The sequence below is a fragment of the Ruegeria sp. AM5 genome (assembly GCF_056540645.1).
Genome location: NZ_JBQFXC010000017.1, coordinates 1 through 16,634 on the forward strand (window position 1 = coordinate 1; position 16,634 = coordinate 16,634).

Annotated in this window: 11 protein-coding genes; 6 read left to right on the forward strand and 5 right to left on the reverse strand. The window is 51.6% G+C overall.

Annotation, left to right across the window (positions count from 1 at the left end):
* Nucleotides 1-153: 153 nt before the first annotated feature.
* The 3 genes from ACR0AH_RS20040 to ACR0AH_RS20050 all read left to right on the forward strand — a co-directional run bounded on the left by ACR0AH_RS20040 (nucleotide 154) and on the right by ACR0AH_RS20050 (nucleotide 3,194).
* Complete coding sequence (locus ACR0AH_RS20040) at nucleotides 154-744, forward strand: YceI family protein (RefSeq protein ID WP_170733644.1); 591 nt, start codon at nucleotides 154-156, stop codon at nucleotides 742-744.
* A 53-nt stretch (nucleotides 745-797) separates the two neighbouring features.
* Nucleotides 798-1,349 carry a luciferase domain-containing protein gene (locus ACR0AH_RS20045; RefSeq protein ID WP_480593437.1) on the forward strand — a complete coding sequence of 184 codons (552 nt, stop codon included), beginning with the start codon at nucleotides 798-800 and terminating at the stop codon, nucleotides 1,347-1,349.
* A gap of 480 nt (nucleotides 1,350-1,829) precedes the next feature.
* Complete coding sequence (locus tag ACR0AH_RS20050) at nucleotides 1,830-3,194, forward strand: alpha/beta fold hydrolase (protein WP_480593439.1); 1,365 nt, start codon at nucleotides 1,830-1,832, stop codon at nucleotides 3,192-3,194.
* 234 nt (nucleotides 3,195-3,428) lie between these two features.
* Here ACR0AH_RS20050 and ACR0AH_RS20055 read toward each other — a convergent pair whose 3' ends face one another.
* Nucleotides 3,429-4,787, reverse strand: coding sequence for a hypothetical protein (locus ACR0AH_RS20055; protein WP_480593440.1), 1,359 nt, complete (start codon nucleotides 4,785-4,787; stop codon nucleotides 3,429-3,431).
* A gap of 158 nt (nucleotides 4,788-4,945) precedes the next feature.
* Here ACR0AH_RS20055 and ACR0AH_RS20060 point away from each other — a divergent pair, with 158 nt between their 5' ends.
* The 3 genes from ACR0AH_RS20060 (at nucleotide 4,946) to ACR0AH_RS20070 (ending at nucleotide 10,835) form a co-directional block, all read left to right on the forward strand.
* Complete coding sequence (locus ACR0AH_RS20060) at nucleotides 4,946-5,626, forward strand: hypothetical protein (protein ID WP_480593442.1); 681 nt, start codon at nucleotides 4,946-4,948, stop codon at nucleotides 5,624-5,626.
* A 335-nt stretch (nucleotides 5,627-5,961) separates the two neighbouring features.
* Nucleotides 5,962-9,474: a DEAD/DEAH box helicase gene (locus ACR0AH_RS20065; RefSeq protein WP_480593444.1), complete on the forward strand. Its 3,513-nt coding sequence runs from the start codon at nucleotides 5,962-5,964 to the stop codon at nucleotides 9,472-9,474.
* A complete protein-coding gene (locus ACR0AH_RS20070) occupies nucleotides 9,474-10,835 on the forward strand; it encodes a hypothetical protein (RefSeq protein WP_480593446.1) in 1,362 nt (453 codons plus the stop codon). The genes ACR0AH_RS20065 and ACR0AH_RS20070 overlap by 1 nt, the downstream gene beginning before the upstream one ends.
* A 251-nt stretch (nucleotides 10,836-11,086) precedes the next feature.
* Here ACR0AH_RS20070 and ACR0AH_RS20075 read toward each other — a convergent pair whose 3' ends face one another.
* The 4 genes from ACR0AH_RS20075 to ACR0AH_RS20090 form a co-directional block, all read right to left on the reverse strand.
* Nucleotides 11,087-14,455 carry a DEAD/DEAH box helicase family protein gene (locus tag ACR0AH_RS20075; RefSeq protein WP_480593448.1) on the reverse strand — a complete coding sequence of 1,123 codons (3,369 nt, stop codon included), beginning with the start codon at nucleotides 14,453-14,455 and terminating at the stop codon, nucleotides 11,087-11,089.
* Nucleotides 14,456-14,693: 238 nt separating this feature from the next.
* Nucleotides 14,694-14,897 carry a hypothetical protein gene (locus ACR0AH_RS20080; protein WP_480593450.1) on the reverse strand — a complete coding sequence of 68 codons (204 nt, stop codon included), beginning with the start codon at nucleotides 14,895-14,897 and terminating at the stop codon, nucleotides 14,694-14,696.
* A 374-nt stretch (nucleotides 14,898-15,271) separates the two neighbouring features.
* Entirely contained in the window at nucleotides 15,272-16,297 is a 1,026-nt protein-coding gene (locus ACR0AH_RS20085; protein ID WP_480593452.1) for an adenylate/guanylate cyclase domain-containing protein, read from the reverse strand.
* Entirely contained in the window at nucleotides 16,290-16,631 is a 342-nt protein-coding gene (locus ACR0AH_RS20090) for an Hpt domain-containing protein (RefSeq protein ID WP_170519322.1), read from the reverse strand. Before ACR0AH_RS20090 ends, ACR0AH_RS20085 begins: the two co-directional genes overlap by 8 nt.
* Nucleotides 16,632-16,634: the final 3 nt, after the last annotated feature.

Genomic DNA, 16,634 nt, shown 5'->3' on the forward strand with positions numbered 1-16,634 from the left:
CGCCGCCTGTCGTGTGGCGATCAGCCTAGGATCTTCTTTCAATCACCCCTCCTATAGAACATTTTGTTGCACAGTAGAACATTTTGTTCTAAAAGCTTGGTCGGTCAAAACCTAAATCCCACAAATACGTCTTGTCAAAACGGGAGCGTATCAATGTTCAAAGTGGCAGCAACCCCGCTGGCGGTACTCTTATCGATGGGCGCGACAAACGCATTGTCCGAGAGTGGCACCTACGAGCTGGATCCTGGACATAGCCAGGTATTGTTCAGCTACGACCACATCGGTTTTTCAGAAACATTTGGAATGTTCTCAGGTTTTAGCGGTGAGATAGAGTTCAACGAAGATGATCCGTCATCATCATCTGTCTTAGTGTCTATGCCTGTAAAATCCATGATCACGGGCTGGGACGCCCGTCTGCAACACTTCATGTCCGATGACTTTTTTAGCGCGAGTGACAGTGACGTGGTCACGTTCGCCTCGACCAGCATTGAAGTCACCGGGGACAATACCGCGAGTATTTCTGGCGACCTGACCATGAATGGCATCACCAAACCTGTTGTTTTAGAAACAACGCTTAACAAGTCAGCTCCATACCCGTTTGGCCCAAAAGAGGGCACGCCGACCCTGGGCCTAGCAGCCACGGCGACCATCGTGCGGTCTGAATTCGGACTTGGGGCATTTGCGCCAGCAGTGAGCGACGAGATAGAGCTCTTGATCAATATCGAAGCGTTAAAGGCTGAATGATGTGTGCAAGGGCGCCGATACTGCGCTGAACGCTCATTCCTTGATTTTGGCGGATGGTCAACACGATGAATGAAATCTTGAGAACATTGGCGTTTGCTATGACGGTAGTGGCATTGATGTGCTCGATGGCGTCCGCGCAAGAGCGCTCCTTGCCGGAGCGCACCTCGCACCGTCCTGAAACGACAAGCGGCGTACCGCATACTCAGATTGGTGTCAAAATTGATGCCGAATTGGCCCAGCTATTGCTGGAGCGAGTTGCTCAATTCCCAGGAGTTACACTTGGCCCCACACGCATATCACTACCTGGCGCAATTGGTTTTCAGCTTGATCCCGACATGCTGCTGTCTCAACCGAGCTCTATCGTCGGTGGGTTTGAATTTGCGCATATGCATCCTGATGGCAGCTTGCACGCTTCGCTGCATCCGGCAATGGCGCGGCGGGCAATTGAGGCTGGCTGGGCCGTAGCTCACCCTTGGGCCAAGCAACGTCCTGGGTGGAGCGGCTTTGTCTTGATATATACACCGACCACACCAGAAGAGTTGGATGTCGTCATCGATCTGGTAGAAAGCTCTTACACCTTCATCACCGGCAACACATTGGGCTAAGCTCGAATTGTGCGAAAGTGTGCGGGGACACCTGTTTCCTGTCAGAGAGCAGTTTCAGCCACCTTGTTTCTCATAGTCATTTTTTTATTAGATTGTCGCCGTGGCGAAGCGCTCGATACCTTCAAGCCATTCACACTAATGGAAGCTGCCGTCCGCTTGTTAGATTTTGCAAAGCTCAGAGTCGAAGTTCCGCTTCGGGCCGCCATCGGTCACAGATGAAGAGAGCAACGGGCTGACACTTTCAGAATGGATATTGCAAAGTGAACCTTTGTTAGTAACGCGAAACGCGCTAACTACTTCACCTCAATTCTAGGCTTCGCCAGCCAATTAGACATTTTGCTCGGCTGTGTGTTTCAACGCAAGTTTGGGAACTTGCAGGCTTAGCAAAATGCCCAGGCACAAGTTTTGGTCAAAATAATCTATTCTTCTGTTAATTTTGGTTCAGAGGAATTGGTTTAGCTAAAAGGATCACATCGACTGATGAAGCGGAAAATTGCTGCGATCCTAAGCATCGATGTCGTCGATTATACCAAGCGCATGTCAGAGGATGCTGAGACCACGCTGAACACTCTACAACGCATTTTGGACGATGTGATCAGACCGTTGGTCCATGAAAACAAAGGACGAATATTCAAGCTGATGGGAGATGGTGCTTTGGTTGAGTTTGTTGCAGCCGCAGACGCAATTGATGCTGCCAGCCAGATTTTCAGTCAGATCAGGGAAGAAGAAGTGACACTTCGAGGAGGTCTCCACGTTGGCGACGTAATGCCAAATGGCACAGACTTGTTCGGAGAGGCCGTGAATGTTGCGTCTCGCCTTCAGTCCAGTGCGCATATTGGAAGTTGTCTCGTCAGCAAGACAGCTGCTGAAGTTGCGGGAACTTCGCTGGCGGTTGCCTTACGACCAGAAAGCTCAATACGCCTAAAAGGAATTCCAAATCCGGTGGAAGCCTACTCTATTGATTTGGATGGTGACAAAAGGCGCGCAAAGAACAAGCTTCTGGCTAACTCCCAAGACGTCCGCTTTGCAAAATCAAAAGACGGTACAACGCTTGCCTGGACTTCGACTGGAAGCGGCAGAAAGCTACTGGTCACGCCAAACTGGCTTAGGCATCTGGAATACGATTGGACGATGAACACCATCGCCGGATGGTTGCCGCTGCTTTCTGAAGATCACTGCCTTTATCGGTTTGATGGTAGAAACAATGGCTTGTCCCAGAGGGGCGTACGGGATGTGTCTTTGAATCGGATCGTCGAAGATGTTGAGGCCGTATTGGACGCAGCCGGGATCGAAAAAGTGCCATTGTTTGGAATTTCTTTTGGGGCAACCATTGCCGCGGCTTTTGCCGCACATAATCCTGACCGTGTTTCGGGGTTGGTTCTACTCGGCGGATTCGCACAAGGACTCGCGGTGCGTTCACAGCCCGGAATTGCCGCGCTTGGGCAAGCAATGATGGATATGAGTCTCGAAGGCTGGAACGATGAATATCCTTCTGCAAGAGACTTGATGGCCCAGTCATTTGCTCCAACCGCAAGTCCGCATGACCAGCGCACTTATGCAGAGTTTATGAAAGTGGCAATGGACCATCAGGATTGGCTTAAGATTGGACCGCTGGTCGCCGAAGTCGACGTAACCGATCTGCTTCCGCGGATCACTTGTCCAGCTTTAATCATGCATGCTAATCGAGACAGGATGCACAGTGTTGAACAAGGTAGGATATTCGCCTCCGGCATCGAGAAGGCGCGCTTCATTGGCCTTGAGACGGCAAACAACACAATGCCAGAGTATGATCCTGCCTGGCCCAAAGCCCTAGTGGAAATAGAGCGTTTTTTGAATTCAATTTGAGCAGTGTACGTTGTTTTTCGCCAAACCTTTATTGTTCGAAGGTAAGAGGATGCCGTGCGCCTTTCGATTTTCGATACTGGAATTTGAAAACTCTAGGCTTCTCGTCATCGACCACTTTGTCCTGATCTCGGAAATTGCAAAGTCTTGTTACGAATGTCCGGTTTGGGCTGATGCTGTGTTGAAACCCTCTTGATTATTGGGGGCGCTCGTAGACATATTTTTCTGAAGCTCAAATCAGCCTTCAAAGTCCTCTGCATCTTCTGCGATGGCATCTATAGAAACATCCTCAGCAGTCGGCTTGTCCTGTTTGATCCGCGGCGCTGCCTTCTTCCAGACAGATAGATTTGCGCCGACTTCTCCATAAAACAGGGGAACAACTTCCTCTAAGTCGGATATGAAGTTGGCCTGTTGCGTGAAACGACCGCCGAGGCGTTTGGATAGGAACACGTGAAAGCCGTGTGTAACGAGGTGGTCTTTGCCTTCTTGGCAGATATCAATGTCTTCCCGCAGGTCTGAGACCAAGTGCTGTGTCGGTTCGCTGGCGCCAGGCCAAAGCAAGCGAATATACAGCCCCTCCATGTTGTCGACTTTGATCTGGCGCAGGAGCCAATTCAGCCTAGCTTTAGTCGACCTTTTATCTTCAGGTGCGCGTATGGTCATTCCGACGTCGACGCACCGCCGCTTCAGATCAGCTGTAACTTCGATAGGAGCGGCCGTATCCGGGACATCCAATGTGCATTGGAGCTGGTGGTGTTCGCGAAGCATCAGCAGCTCATCCTTTTTTCGCTGAGCCGGATCATTGATGTGCTTGCGCGACAGTTTTTCACTGACGGATGTTTCGACCAATCGGCTCAATATCAGCGACAGGTCTCGGGTTTCCTGATGCCAAGCGTCAATCACGACCTGAGCTTCTTGCGACCGCGCTGGAATGACACCGCCGGAAGACACTAGTTTGTTGAGATCACCCCATTCCTTGGGCATCCGATGGAAGCCCTGTACGCCGGCGCTCTCATGGTTGAGGAAGCGCCGAAGCTCATTCAGCAACAGTAGCTGGTCCTTGTCCTCGACTTGCTCATTGCTAATCAGCAACTCCGCAGTCGTGACGACGTGCATCCATGACCAGTGGTACACAGGTATTTTGGATCTACTTTTCCTGACTTCCTCGACTGGGTGAGCGGTCGGTGTAGTAGCGAACTGATTGGAGATCGTGATGACACAATCGACGCCATTCTCTTTTGCGAGAGCACGGTATCTTTCGACTTGCTCTGCATCGAGGGTGTTGTTCCCAACTTTAGTTTCAACGAGGGCCTTCCACTCGCGGGAGCCTACCTTCAGGACAATTAATCCGTCGGGCCGATCCTTGATTGTCTTGGACTGGTTCTTGAACACCACCTCAGTGAAAGCATGAACCTGGGCCCGTTTTCCGCGCTTCTGGCCTATTGATTGCAGCAACGCGGCTCCCAGCTCTTCAATCTGAACCATGCAGGCCAACACGATGGACGTCGTGCGACCTTCCTTTGAAGTGGTTGAGAGAACGGGGAACAAACGGGCGGCTTCGCCTTGAGCCAGGTAATCTGGCAACTTCTCAGTCATCTATGCGCCTGCAACTTGAAATTGAATGTCATGTCTCAAATAGAAAGTCGGCGCAGCTTTCCGTCAAGTTTTCAATGAAGTATCGTCCACAAAACGTTGAGGGAAACCGCTTCTCGCGTCGTTGAGTGACTACAGTTGTGAAGGAGTAGCATATTTCAATGAAGTTCCATTCTGATTGGAAATTCACGCAATGGCAGTCAGTTGAACGAGTTGCCAACAATGACTTAACGCGTGTCGTCGCGTTGGTGCCTATCATTGGGTATCTAATCCTGTTCAACGACAAAATTGCGGAAATAGCTTCATTTCGAATGATAGCTGGAGTTGAACCAGGTGTAGAAACACCGTTTTACCTAACTGGTATAGCTAAGATGAGGCTGGTCTTCTTTGGCAGTCTGCTTTTGTTGTGCTCAAATTTGATCTTTAAGGTGTTTCGCCCACCTGTTTTGGAGCTAGCCAAAGGAGATATTGAGTTTGCCGCCAGAGTTGGGGAACGCTACAGCGTCCATGAGCTTGCGGACATGGAAGCAAACGTTTTTTCCGATCATTGGAGACCGAGACTGCCCCTGTTTTGGAAAGTGCATGACGAGTTCAGGAGCAAAAAACCAGTTGTTTCAGGCTACAGGCCCGATGTGCGATCAGCCATGTTCAACAAATATAGCGACTACATCAGCTACCTTTCGCGAGAGTGGTGGACCGGGCAGATGCACACATTTCGGTTGGCCCGTCTCGCATCACTAAGTCTGGGGATCGCGGGTAGTGTTTTGCTTGCTATTCCTACGCTGGATATCACTCAAGCCGTCGTCGGAGACGTATCATCAAGCCTCATGTGGTTTGTATAATCCTAGCTCTCCTTGTCTTTTATGCGCAAAAGACCGGCTTGGCGCGAAAATCATCCAGCCGAGTTGATTGCAGAGCATATCATCTAATGTCACCTTCACCCCTTTCAGAACAATCAACCAGAGTTTGTGCGAGGCTACGTGCTCAGTTTGTGCCAGACTGTCCGAAGAAGAGGTGCGTAAGAAAACTCACCGGAGGCGCAGCCAATAGGTTGTTTTTCACTTTGCAGACGTGACAATGAATGGTGCAATAGATCACGGCGCGCTCATTGAAGAGATGTTCATAGCCTGTCTAACCCATAGTAAAATATTCCTAAAAAATAGAGAATTGTGCAAAAATGCCGAGCAGACCATATTTTAAAAAATCAATTAAAGAGCTGGAAACACTATTCGCTCAAAACAGCGAAGATGCTGCCATCCTTAGCAATCTGAAAGTTGAGCTTGGCTTTCGAAATACGCAGCGGGCGCATACCCTGAAAAGCAAGGTGCTTGCCGTAAATGGGAGCGCGCCAAAGGCTGAACCTAATACCAAGACGAAAACCAAGGAACCAAGCACCAGAGGTAAGGTAGAACCAAAGGCCGAAACACCTGTCCAGCCTGCCCCTGTTCAACCGTCCGCCAAGAAAACGACTTTGAAGCGCAGCGATCTAGGTCCGAAACCACCTGTCGAAAATTTTCCGCAGGATATTTTGCGTGCCTGGACGGCACTCGAAGTTCTCTCGCCCCAAGGCTATAAGCGTGAAGCAGACTTGGCTGCTGGCGATACTTCAAGAATTGCCCGTTTTGATGAAAGAGACTTGCCTTGGGAACTCGGTGAGAGATCACGGCCAAAGAAACGCCTGTATTATGAGCTTATCCTTGGCGCTATCGCTCTTGCCCCTGCCGTGGAAGAGCTTCTTAAGCTCTATTCCGACAATCGGCCAGATAAGCCAAGCATGAAGGGCTTTTGCCCGATAGCCAGTGTTTTGCTTGATAAAGAAGGCAGACCGCTGGAGGAAGACACATCCGCCGCAATTTCCAGCTTTGCCTGGGGTGTTCCCATCGCGCTTCATGGTGATCTGAAAGCATTGGCGGACTGGCCACATCAAGAAAAGCAATTGATGGCCGAGTTCAAAAAACGGCTGATCAGACGCGACCGCAATGATGATGTCATTCCTCTATCCAAGAAGCACATTGCCGAGGTGTTTGAACATCTGGTGCGGGCCTTGAATCTCGTAGGGCATGAAATCAAAGCCCCGTATTTCGCGCTTCGGCGCTATGAGTTTTTTGCAAGCAAGACACCGCCCGAGCCTGGATTGCTGAATTCATTCTTTCTGGAAGATCTGGCGCTTGCCCGAACCATGGAAAGCAGCGGCGATCTTCCCCATGCGCTGAAACACTATCTGGGCATTGCCAAGCCGCCAAGGCAGACAGACTTGTTGGAAAATGATGCGGGCTTGCAGCATCTTCTCCAACCTGCGCTATCGCCGCTTGGGCGATGGCCGGGCAATGGGCGATACCCTTTGGCTTTGTTGCAGCAGGCGGCTGTTAACGCCACCGATAAGCGCCTGATGGAAACAGGGATATTGGCGGTGAATGGACCGCCGGGAACGGGCAAGACAACATTGCTTCGGGATGTTGTAGCAGCACGGCTTATCGAGCGCGCCACAATCATGTGCGAGTTCAAGAACCCTTCCAGCGCATTTGCTCCAACAAATCAAAGCCTTCAAAGAAGCGGTGCAAAAATCACCCTGCACAAGCTCGATGAGCGTTTGAAAGGCTTCGAGATGGTCGTCGCATCATCAAACAACAAAGCGGTTGAAAACGTCAGTGCAGAGCTACCCGCACTGGACACCATCGCAGATGATGCGCCTGAATTGCGATACTTCAAGAGCATTTCCGACAAGGTGCTGGAACGTGATACCTGGGGGATCATATCGGCGGTTCTAGGGAATTCATCAAACCGCTACCTGTTTTCTCAAGCCTTTTGGCGCGATGAAGAAAACGGCTTTTCAACCTATTTGAACCATGCGAGCGGCTTGCCGCAGATCGTCTCGGAGCCGCAAGATGAAGGCCCGCCCATAAAGCGAAACCGTGAAGTCGTGGATGCTGAGAAGCCGCCCGCAAACGCGCGCGAAGCGCAACTGCGCTGGGACAAGGCTCGCAAGGAATTCCTGCAAGCTCTCAAGACCTCCCAGGAAACCCGAAGCATGCTTCAAGATTTGCACACGGGGCTTGTTCGGCTTGTTGAAATCGCAAACGCGCTGGACGATCTGCACGCGGAACAACCGAAACTCGAAGAAGAACTTGAAGCGCTTGCGATTTCAACAGAGCAAGCGCAGGAAGCATTTCGTCAGGCAGATGAAGTCCATAATGGAACCGAACGCGAACGGAGCGATCACTTTGCGGGGCGCCCAGGCTTTTTTGCACGGTTGTTTAGAACCAGCCGCTTTAAGGATTGGCAAAGGCACTATAGCTACCTCACAGCGCGGGTTGTAAGTGAAAAGACCACAGCAGATGCTAACAAAACGGCGTTTTTTAGCGTTCGGAGTCAGCTTTCGGAAAAGCAAGAGATCATTGACGAGGCTAAATCCAAAATCACGGTGCTGGAAACCGAAGAGGCGCAGTTAAGAGACGAAATCAAAGCAGCCAAGGACAGCCTTAATATTCCCATGCCGGATGCGGATTTCTTCGCTCTGGCCCATGAAGACATTCAGGTTGCCAATGTGTGGTTCGATGAAACCGCCAACCGTGAGCGTGATCAGGTCTTTGAGACTGCCATTGCGCTGCATCGCGCCTTTATCGACTGTGCCGCCGATCCGCTCAGGCAAAATCTCTCGATTTTCGTCGAATCGTTCGGCACGCGCTCGCTGGGCACGTCGCAGAAAGATGCTTTGATAGCAGATATGTGGGCCTCGTTTTTTCTTGTTGTGCCCGTTGTCTCAACGACCTTCGCTTCGGTCCATCGCATGTTCTCTCACCTTCCGACAGAAGCACTCGGCTGGCTGCTGGTCGATGAAGCGGGCCAGGCACTTCCGCAAGCAGTGGTCGGCGCGATGATCAGAACGAAGAACTCGGTAGTCGTTGGTGATCCCTTGCAGATCGAACCTGTTGTGACACTTCCTAACAGTTTGACCGAGGAAATCTGTGGATTCTTCGGGATTGATCCGCTGAAGTTCAATGCCCCCGAGGCATCAGCACAAACGGTGGCCGATGCAGCCAGCATGTATTGCGCCCGCTTTCCGATAGGAAGCGGACATAGAGATGTCGGCGCGCCGCTTTTGGTGCATCGGCGCTGTGAGAGCCCCATGTTCGATATTTCCAATGAGATTGCCTACGCGAACCTGATGGTTCAGGCCAAAAAGCCGTCAAGTAATGCTCCCGTCCTAGGGCGTTCCAGTTGGATCAATGTCGTCGGAAAGCCGGGGCCGGATAAGTGGTGCGCCGATGAGGCTATCGTGCTGATTGATCTGCTCCGCAAGCTACGAGATGCTGGCGAAAACCCCGACCTTTACATCGTCACGCCATTTGTCATCGTGCAGAATAACTTGCGGCAAGAATTGCTGCGAAGCCGCGTACTGGATGGGTGGACGAACAACCCGAATGCGTGGGTATGGGAGCATGTAGGCACTGTTCATACCGTTCAGGGGCGCGAAGCCAGTACAGTGTTCTTTGTGCTTGGCGCGCAAGGATCATCACAAAACGGCGCGCGCAATTGGGCGGGCGGCAGGCCAAACCTTGTAAACGTTGCCGTCACGCGGGCGCAGGCATCACTATACGTGATCGGCAACCGCGAGCTTTGGAAAAGCGCGGGCGTGTTCGCGGCGCTGGATCGCTATCTTCCGGATGGCGCAAGTGCGAATAATCCATGATGGCAGGAATTTGGCCCTGGCTCACTGAAAACTTTAACAATCGGGAACTTGCTGGAGCGTTTTGGCTCACGCTGGTTTTTTTTCTTCTTTTTCTGAAAAAGGACGTTCGCGCCGGTTTCGGCGGTATCATCAGAGCGGCGACGGCTCCGAAGCTTCGAGTTCTGTTCTCTGGATATGCAGGTTTTGTAGCTCTTCTGGCTTGGTTGGGTACTGGCCTGGGTCTTTGGACAAACGCGCTGATCATACCAACAACTGTCTGGTATTTTGCTGGCGGTTTGCCGCTTTTGTTTCGCGCGTTTGACGCAAAAGAAGGCACCCAACATTTTCGAGGATATGCAACATCGGTGCTCAGCGGAACTGCCTTGCTGGAGTTTTTGTATGTTGCCAAGACATTCAGCCTTTCAGCCGAGCTGGTTCTGACGCCCATTGTCACTGTTGTCGCGCTGCTCGCGGCAGTATCAAAGCGCGATCCGGAGCACTCCGCCGTGAATAATTTAATGACGTGGTTGCTCGCTGTTTTCGCCATTGTTGTATTCTGGAATTCGATCTCTCAAATCTGGGCGGAACCAGGGGAGTTCTTTACGACAGCAACGTTTGGAACCTTCATTCTGCCGGTTTATTTGACCATAGCATCAATTCCGTTTTTCTATCTGGTTCATTGCTATTCGCAAATTGAGAGCGCGCGAATTCAAATCGACCAGAATGCATTCCTTTCCGTCGATCTAAAAGCCTATGCGAAGAAGCGTTTCTTTCTAACATTCCTTCTTCGGCCTTGGCTGTTGAGGCGAGCGACCCGACAGCTCTTTGTTAAAACAGTCAAAGAAAAGAATGATGTGGACGCGATCATCGGGGAAATCCTGCAACACGAGCGAGACGAAGAGAACCCACCCGATGTAAATTCTAGAGATGGCTGGAGTCCGCACGAGGCGCGCGACTTTCTTGCAGATGAGGGAATGAGAACCGGGGATTACCATTCCGGCAACGACAGCGATGAATGGTGGTGCGGTGTGACGACCAAGGAACTGGATGACGGGCTTTTACCTAGCACAGCCAACTTTTCGTACCTCGGTGTTGAAGGGCTTGTGTCCCAAATCAGGTTGCGTGGGCATTTCTTGGATGAATTCGTCGAGCAAGACGCCTTGACGGAGTTTTCAAGGTTGTCGCAAAAGCTTATCGAACGAGCGATGCATGACACCGTAACCGAAGCGTTGTTGGTTCGATTGAAGGAGCAACTGCCATTCGCGACCAGAATCGGAGCAACGCAGGTGGAATTGAAGCGAGAGAGTTTCCCAAGCAGGAAAGGGTTTGAGCTGGTTCTAGAACTTAAGCGAGATGCCAATCGATCTGACCCATTCCCATGATCCGGGCCGTTTGGATGTAGCATCTGTTCCTACGTCATTCTGACACCCAACATTCTGCCATGTACAATAGTAGCCGACGCGTGGATGATAAATGGTGTGGTTCACCTGTGTCTAAGTTGGCGGAAGTGGCAGGACGCGCCACCTTGCAGCGATACAAAGCTCAAAGCGAACTTTCTTGCGTAGCAAAAGGTCCGCTTCATGTGGGCCTTTGTAAAACTGAGCGACCTGGTTTCACTGCTTTCTGAGGCTGCTTAGTGCTCGCCTGCACCATCCGAAAAGAACACCACCGAAATGCGCTGTCCGATTGCGGGTTCGTGGTCGCGTGAAACATGTTCTGCTTCCTCGATGACCCGGACCATCTTTTCATGGATCTTAGCGGACGCCTGATGATCGCTTTCGAGCTTTTCCAGGATAACCTGAAGCGCGATGTACCCCTTGGGAAGATCCTCATAGGCGAAGCTGTCACGCACTTCGTGTTTTGCTTTTTCCCAGAAGGGATCAAGCTCTCGGCTCCACGCCTCGCACACCATTTCTACGGCCGGTAGTGAAAGATGGCCAAACCATTCTTGATCATTGAGTTCGACACCGCCCTTGCGGCCCATGAACTCGGCGCAAGCTTTCATGAGGCTCTCAACGCGCGCCGGGCGCAAGTCCCACTCGGTCAGTTTGCCGATCTGCTCTGATATCGTCTCCAACGCTTCAGCGAGATCTTCCAGTGACATGTGGGCGTGTTCCATGCCCAGGCTTCTGGTCCGTTCGTACGCAGTCTCCAGAGATTGGGCGCAGGCCAGCTGGTCGCGTTCCAATATCAGGCCTGGCGCAGTATCCTTAAGAAGCAGCAGGCGAGGCGGAAAGAAGCTATTGCTCTTGCTAAGTCCTTTGAGATGTAGCGCCGTGAATTTCTCACGGGCCGATAGGAGCGCCAACTCTGCACCCCAGGTGCCCTGGATTTTGGCCTTGTCGATGAGTTTGTATCGGTCTTCGGAGATTGTTTGCTTGGTGCGTTCCAGCACGTCGTGAAAGTTATTGTCGCGAAGTCGCCGTGGGGATCGCAGATATTCAACAACACTATTGAGGATCAGTTCTGCGTCTTCGGTGCTTTCTTCTAAGACGGCGTCGATTAGCGCCTCCCCAGCCAAAGTTTTATAGTTCTCTATGCGCTGGGCGATTTTTTCGTCAGATGCAAACTGACCTACTGGCACATCAACAAGGTGGTAATTGACGACCCCGAACTCACTGTCGATCCTGTCGATCCTACCCAGACCTTGGATGAGCTCTTTCAGGTTCGAGGTCAGGCCAAGCAACACCAGCGTGTCTGACGACTGAAGGTTGATACCTTCAGCCATCTTGTAAGTCAGAAAAACCGATGCAGATCCTTTTGGTTCGTTCTTTCCTCCTGGTCGGAAGTAAGACTCCACGGACTTGCCCTGTTTGATACGCTTGAAGCTGTCGGGGCCATCTCCAAAGATTGCTTTCACGGCACGATCTTCACCCTTGGTTTGGTTTCCCACGACATAGTTGGTGTGGTGGCCTCTGCGCGACAGTGCTTCTGCAAAAATCTCGAGTGTGTCCGTCCGTTCTGCGAGAAAGACGACCCTGTCTTTTTCATTTTGTATTCTCAGGCACGCCTCATATCGCTTCTCATCAAGCTCCTTGAGAACACTGAGACCCAGTTTTTGGTTTAGAGCGTCGCATTTCTTTGTGGGTTCAGGCGCTTCTATTCCTAATGCTTCGAACATGTCGGACTGGTCGCGGTGGGATATCTTTTTCTTCGATTTCCCACCACGCTCGAAGTCGCGAAGCGATTTGCCAATAGCTCCATGAGACATCTCCCAATGGGCCTGGGCGGCGCTCACGCGCAGAATGTTCAAAAGGTTGCGGATGTAGAGTTGGTCCTGCGTGCTTTGTTGCGTGCTGACGTGCCCGAACCGGCTTTTCTCGACAGCGGTCACCCTACCGCCAGGCGCAAGCTCTTTACAGAGTGCCACAATCTCATCCAGGCGCGTTTGCTGAGGCTTTGTCACCTTAAGTTTCTTCGGGCGCCCGTGGTTTTCAAGTTTCGGGTAACTGTGCTTTTTGGGATCTTCGTCCTCGCCGATGCATCGCCTTTGTCTGCGTGTCAAAAACGGTGAAACAAGTTGAGCGAGTTCGGCGCGAGCCTCTCGCGTGAGCGTCGTGTCAGGTTCTGACAAAACGGCCAGTTGTGCATCCTGGTTGAAGATATCCTTGGGAACGTGGGTTTCGCGCTCGAACAACTCACCCATGGCCTGAATGAAGGTTGGGGTCATGAAAATGGACGCCCGCTTCTCCTGCATATGGGTCAACCAGTCGACATCCCGGTTCCCGAGCAGCGTTGCCGACAGACAGACATTCCAGCTTGGCGGGGCAAGTTCGATGGCTGAGGCCATTTGAGATGCTTGTTCAAAGCCCGGAGTAACTGTGTGGCTTTCATCGATTATCAGAATGCCAAACTGATCGAGCCTGAGCCCAGATTTTTCTTCATCGCCAGCGCCGCGGAGGTGTTGTTTGGCAAGTTTGCTATTTGCGACAGGTTGGAGCGAGTTTGTCGAGTACTTGCGCCAACTGGGAATAACTTTGGGCGGGGCAATTACAGCTGCATTTTTTCGCGCAACGCCATGGACCGGGGAGCGGGGCACGACTTCTGAGAATGTTTCTGACAATGCTTCAGCCAGGTGACAGCCGATCTCCGTCTTTCCCGAACCGGTTGGCGCTTCTACGAAGGCGATCCCATGGTCATAGACGATGGAACACGCCTCATAGGTCAGCTCCTGTTGATACCCAAACAGCGTGTGGCTCGTGATATCTTTTCGGTCTCCGGTGAGCCAGGGTTCGAACCCCTTTTGCTCCGAGATAGTTCGCGCCATCGCGTCTTCAGCGGTCACCGGTTTGATAAGCTTTTCGAGTATCTCCAGCGCTTCTGTATTCCAATCGACAGACACATCCCAAGCCTGCTCAGCGGCTTCTGTGCGTTCGACCTGAAGTTCATGAGTGCCCGCATCCAGGTCATCGGCATACTCGATGTTTTTGTAGAGCCCTGAGTAGGAAAAGTTTGCGGACCCGGCGACGGCACCTTTTGGTGAGCTGACGATTTTTGAGTGTAGCCGCCGATCCCCAGATATCCCCAACTTGCGTTTGGCGAGCTCCGGATCGAAGACACGCAGATCAATTTTCCCGGTTTTGATGGCGTGTTTTGCCAGCACTGCGATGAGATCGTGATCCTCCTCCACTTGAAGCCCGGAGCGCTCCAGCCAGTAGAGTTTCATTTCTTCGGTGACTGGCTTGGGGTTTGTCAGCCTTTTGGTATTCGCTGTGTCGATCCCGAACGATATCCGGATCCGGATATCGCTGTCGTTTTCGGGATCCCTCAGCTCTGGCAATTCCTTCATCAAAATCGACAGTGAAGACAAGAAGTCCTGATACCCGGTGACAATCAGACAATCCCCGGAGGTGATATGGGGTCGATAAAGATTGATGACCGGCCGGTCGATATTGGTGCCGACCTTCGCAACTGGTTCGGCATCAAGCTCGCTTGCGGGCTTTTGTTTTGCTTCGGTAAGCTGCTTTGGCTTGGAACGCAGCCAATCAGGGAGTGAAAACAATGAACAAGACTTGGTTTTAGGACGCTTAGTCTAATAGTGATACTGCGGGCATCGTCCTTCAAGATATCACCGGAAGAAACATTCGTTTTCCTGAAACTGTCGGAAATTCGCACCGGTTTTAAGTGGGCGATGACCAGGTTCTCAAACACAAAATGAGCTGTCAGCCTGCCAGGTAACTTTGCCGGTGACTGAGAGTATTTTGAGTTAGGGGCCTGGCGGCATACCAGGCCCTCTCTAGTCAAGTCCTGGCGCTAGAGACCTCGAAGTGGGTGTTCACCACACGCAACAAGTGCTCATAATCACCCTGAATGGCGTCCTCCAGAAAAGTCTGAATTCTGGCTTGCTCAGCTCCGGCTCTTTCGGCTGCGGACTGGCAGCGCGCCAGCACTTCAAAAGCGTTTGCGTTTGTCCTGGGCAGGTCAATGGTTGCAAGTTTTTTCATGTCAAATCCTCATTTAGAATACCGTGCAACCGTCGCAGGTCGAAATTAATCTCACGTATAAGAATTGCTGACTTTGGCCTCATCCAACGAACTTCTCCAGATTTGACATAAGCCGCGATAATAGGCTCAGCGGCAAATGATCCTATTAAAAGCGGCCATACGCTCAGTATGCAGCAAATGATGGTACTGAGCCCACATAAACCGATGCTGCGCGAAGCCCCAATGACATCAATGCGCAGAAAAGCTGACTTTGCAAAGTCTGACAATATCTAGTCTCCAATCACTGAGCCACATATGAAAATCATCGGGCTAAAAGCAAAGCCACAAGCGCAACTACACCCGATGTAGTTGCGCTCGCCAGGTTGCATGAATGGTCATAGCGCATGGATATCGAACGGATCGGAGAAACCCTTGATCATTGTTCTACCAAATGTCTCCAACACATTTGCCCCTTCCAACAGATCGAAGGTTTCTTGATCAATCAATATACGGCTTCCGGTTTTCTGCGTTTCTGCCTCCAGGCGAGCAGCAAGGTTTACAGTCGATCCGATACAAGTATACGTCGCCCGGTTGTCCGTACCGGCATAACCAGCGACGACTTCGCCGGTCGCTATTCCGATACCGATTTTTAGGTCACTTTTTCTTTCTGCTCGCCTTTCGAGATTTAATATCTCAATCATGTTGTGCATTTCATGCCCTGCCGCCACCGCACTTTGCGCGGTGTTGGACAGCGGCTGCGGAACTCCGAACAGAGCCATCAAACCGTCTCCCAGCATCAGGCTGACAATTCCGCCATTGCTGGTAACAGCCTCGAACATCAACGTGTAAAAAGTGTTGAGCAGATCAATTGTTTCCTCGGGAGCGAGATTTTCAGACAAGGTCGTGAAGCCGCGAATGTCGCAGAACAGGACCGAAGCATTGGCGCGCTTGCCGCCTATGGCAAAGCCGGACTCTTGTAAGTCTTGTGCAACCTCAGTTGTTGCAAAGCGCTCTAGCAGGCGCTTCTGTTCGTCCCTGAGCCTTTTCTTTTCAAGGCAGCTGGAGACACGCGCACTAAGTAGTGTCTTATTAACAGGCTTTGGCAGGTAGTCTTCGGCACCCAATTCAATGCAGCGCACTACGTTGTCGAGACCCTCCACAGATGATGTCACTATTACCGGCAGATCGCGCAGATCTATGTCCGATTTGACGGCCTCCAGAACTTGGAAGCCGTCCATTTCTGGCATTTCAATATCCAGTAGCAGCAAGTCAAACGACTGGTTAGACAACATCTCCATCGCAACCCGGCCGTTTTCCGCGACCGATGCTTGATGACCCAAGAGCTCTACGCTGCGCGACAAAAGCAAGCGGTTCACCTTGTTGTCGTCGACGATGAGCAAATGGCCGGGGGCGTCAGACATCAATCAGGCTCCGCAACGCGGCGGCGGCAGTGGTTAGGGCTGTCTCCAACGCCGTCGCATCTGTTAGGTCTCCGGCCTCGGGCAGTTCTCCCAGCTCGACTTTCCTGGCCAGTTCGGCAAGAGCCGTCGCGCCAAATGTGTTGGCATTCGACTTGATAGAATGTGCAGCACGGCGGTATCGGTCTACATCGGCCTCGCCCGCCGCCGTTTTCAATTCGCCAATCATACTTGGCGCTTCGTCGAGAAAGGTGTTTACAAGTTCGGCTGCAAAGTCTTCGCCTGTGGCGTCTTTTAGTTCCATGAAGATTTCATGATCAATCGGGCTGTCTGTCATGGA

Excerpts from the sequence above, each read along its gene's own strand:
- ACR0AH_RS20070 (WP_480593446.1), top strand. The coding sequence starts at position 9,474 with ATGGCAGGAATTTGGCCCTGGCTCACTGAAAACTTTAACAATCGGGAA.
- ACR0AH_RS20060 (WP_480593442.1), top strand. The coding sequence starts at position 4,946 with ATGAAGTTCCATTCTGATTGGAAATTCACGCAATGGCAGTCAGTTGAA.
- ACR0AH_RS20040 (WP_170733644.1), top strand. The coding sequence starts at position 154 with ATGTTCAAAGTGGCAGCAACCCCGCTGGCGGTACTCTTATCGATGGGC.
- ACR0AH_RS20080 (WP_480593450.1), bottom strand. The coding sequence starts at position 14,897 with ATGAAAAAACTTGCAACCATTGACCTGCCCAGGACAAACGCAAACGCT.
- ACR0AH_RS20045 (WP_480593437.1), top strand. The coding sequence starts at position 798 with ATGGTCAACACGATGAATGAAATCTTGAGAACATTGGCGTTTGCTATG.
- ACR0AH_RS20055 (WP_480593440.1), bottom strand. The coding sequence starts at position 4,787 with ATGACTGAGAAGTTGCCAGATTACCTGGCTCAAGGCGAAGCCGCCCGT.
- ACR0AH_RS20065 (WP_480593444.1), top strand. The coding sequence starts at position 5,962 with ATGCCGAGCAGACCATATTTTAAAAAATCAATTAAAGAGCTGGAAACA.
- ACR0AH_RS20085 (WP_480593452.1), bottom strand. The coding sequence starts at position 16,297 with ATGTCTGACGCCCCCGGCCATTTGCTCATCGTCGACGACAACAAGGTG.
- ACR0AH_RS20050 (WP_480593439.1), top strand. The coding sequence starts at position 1,830 with ATGAAGCGGAAAATTGCTGCGATCCTAAGCATCGATGTCGTCGATTAT.
- ACR0AH_RS20090 (WP_170519322.1), bottom strand. The coding sequence starts at position 16,631 with ATGACAGACAGCCCGATTGATCATGAAATCTTCATGGAACTAAAAGAC.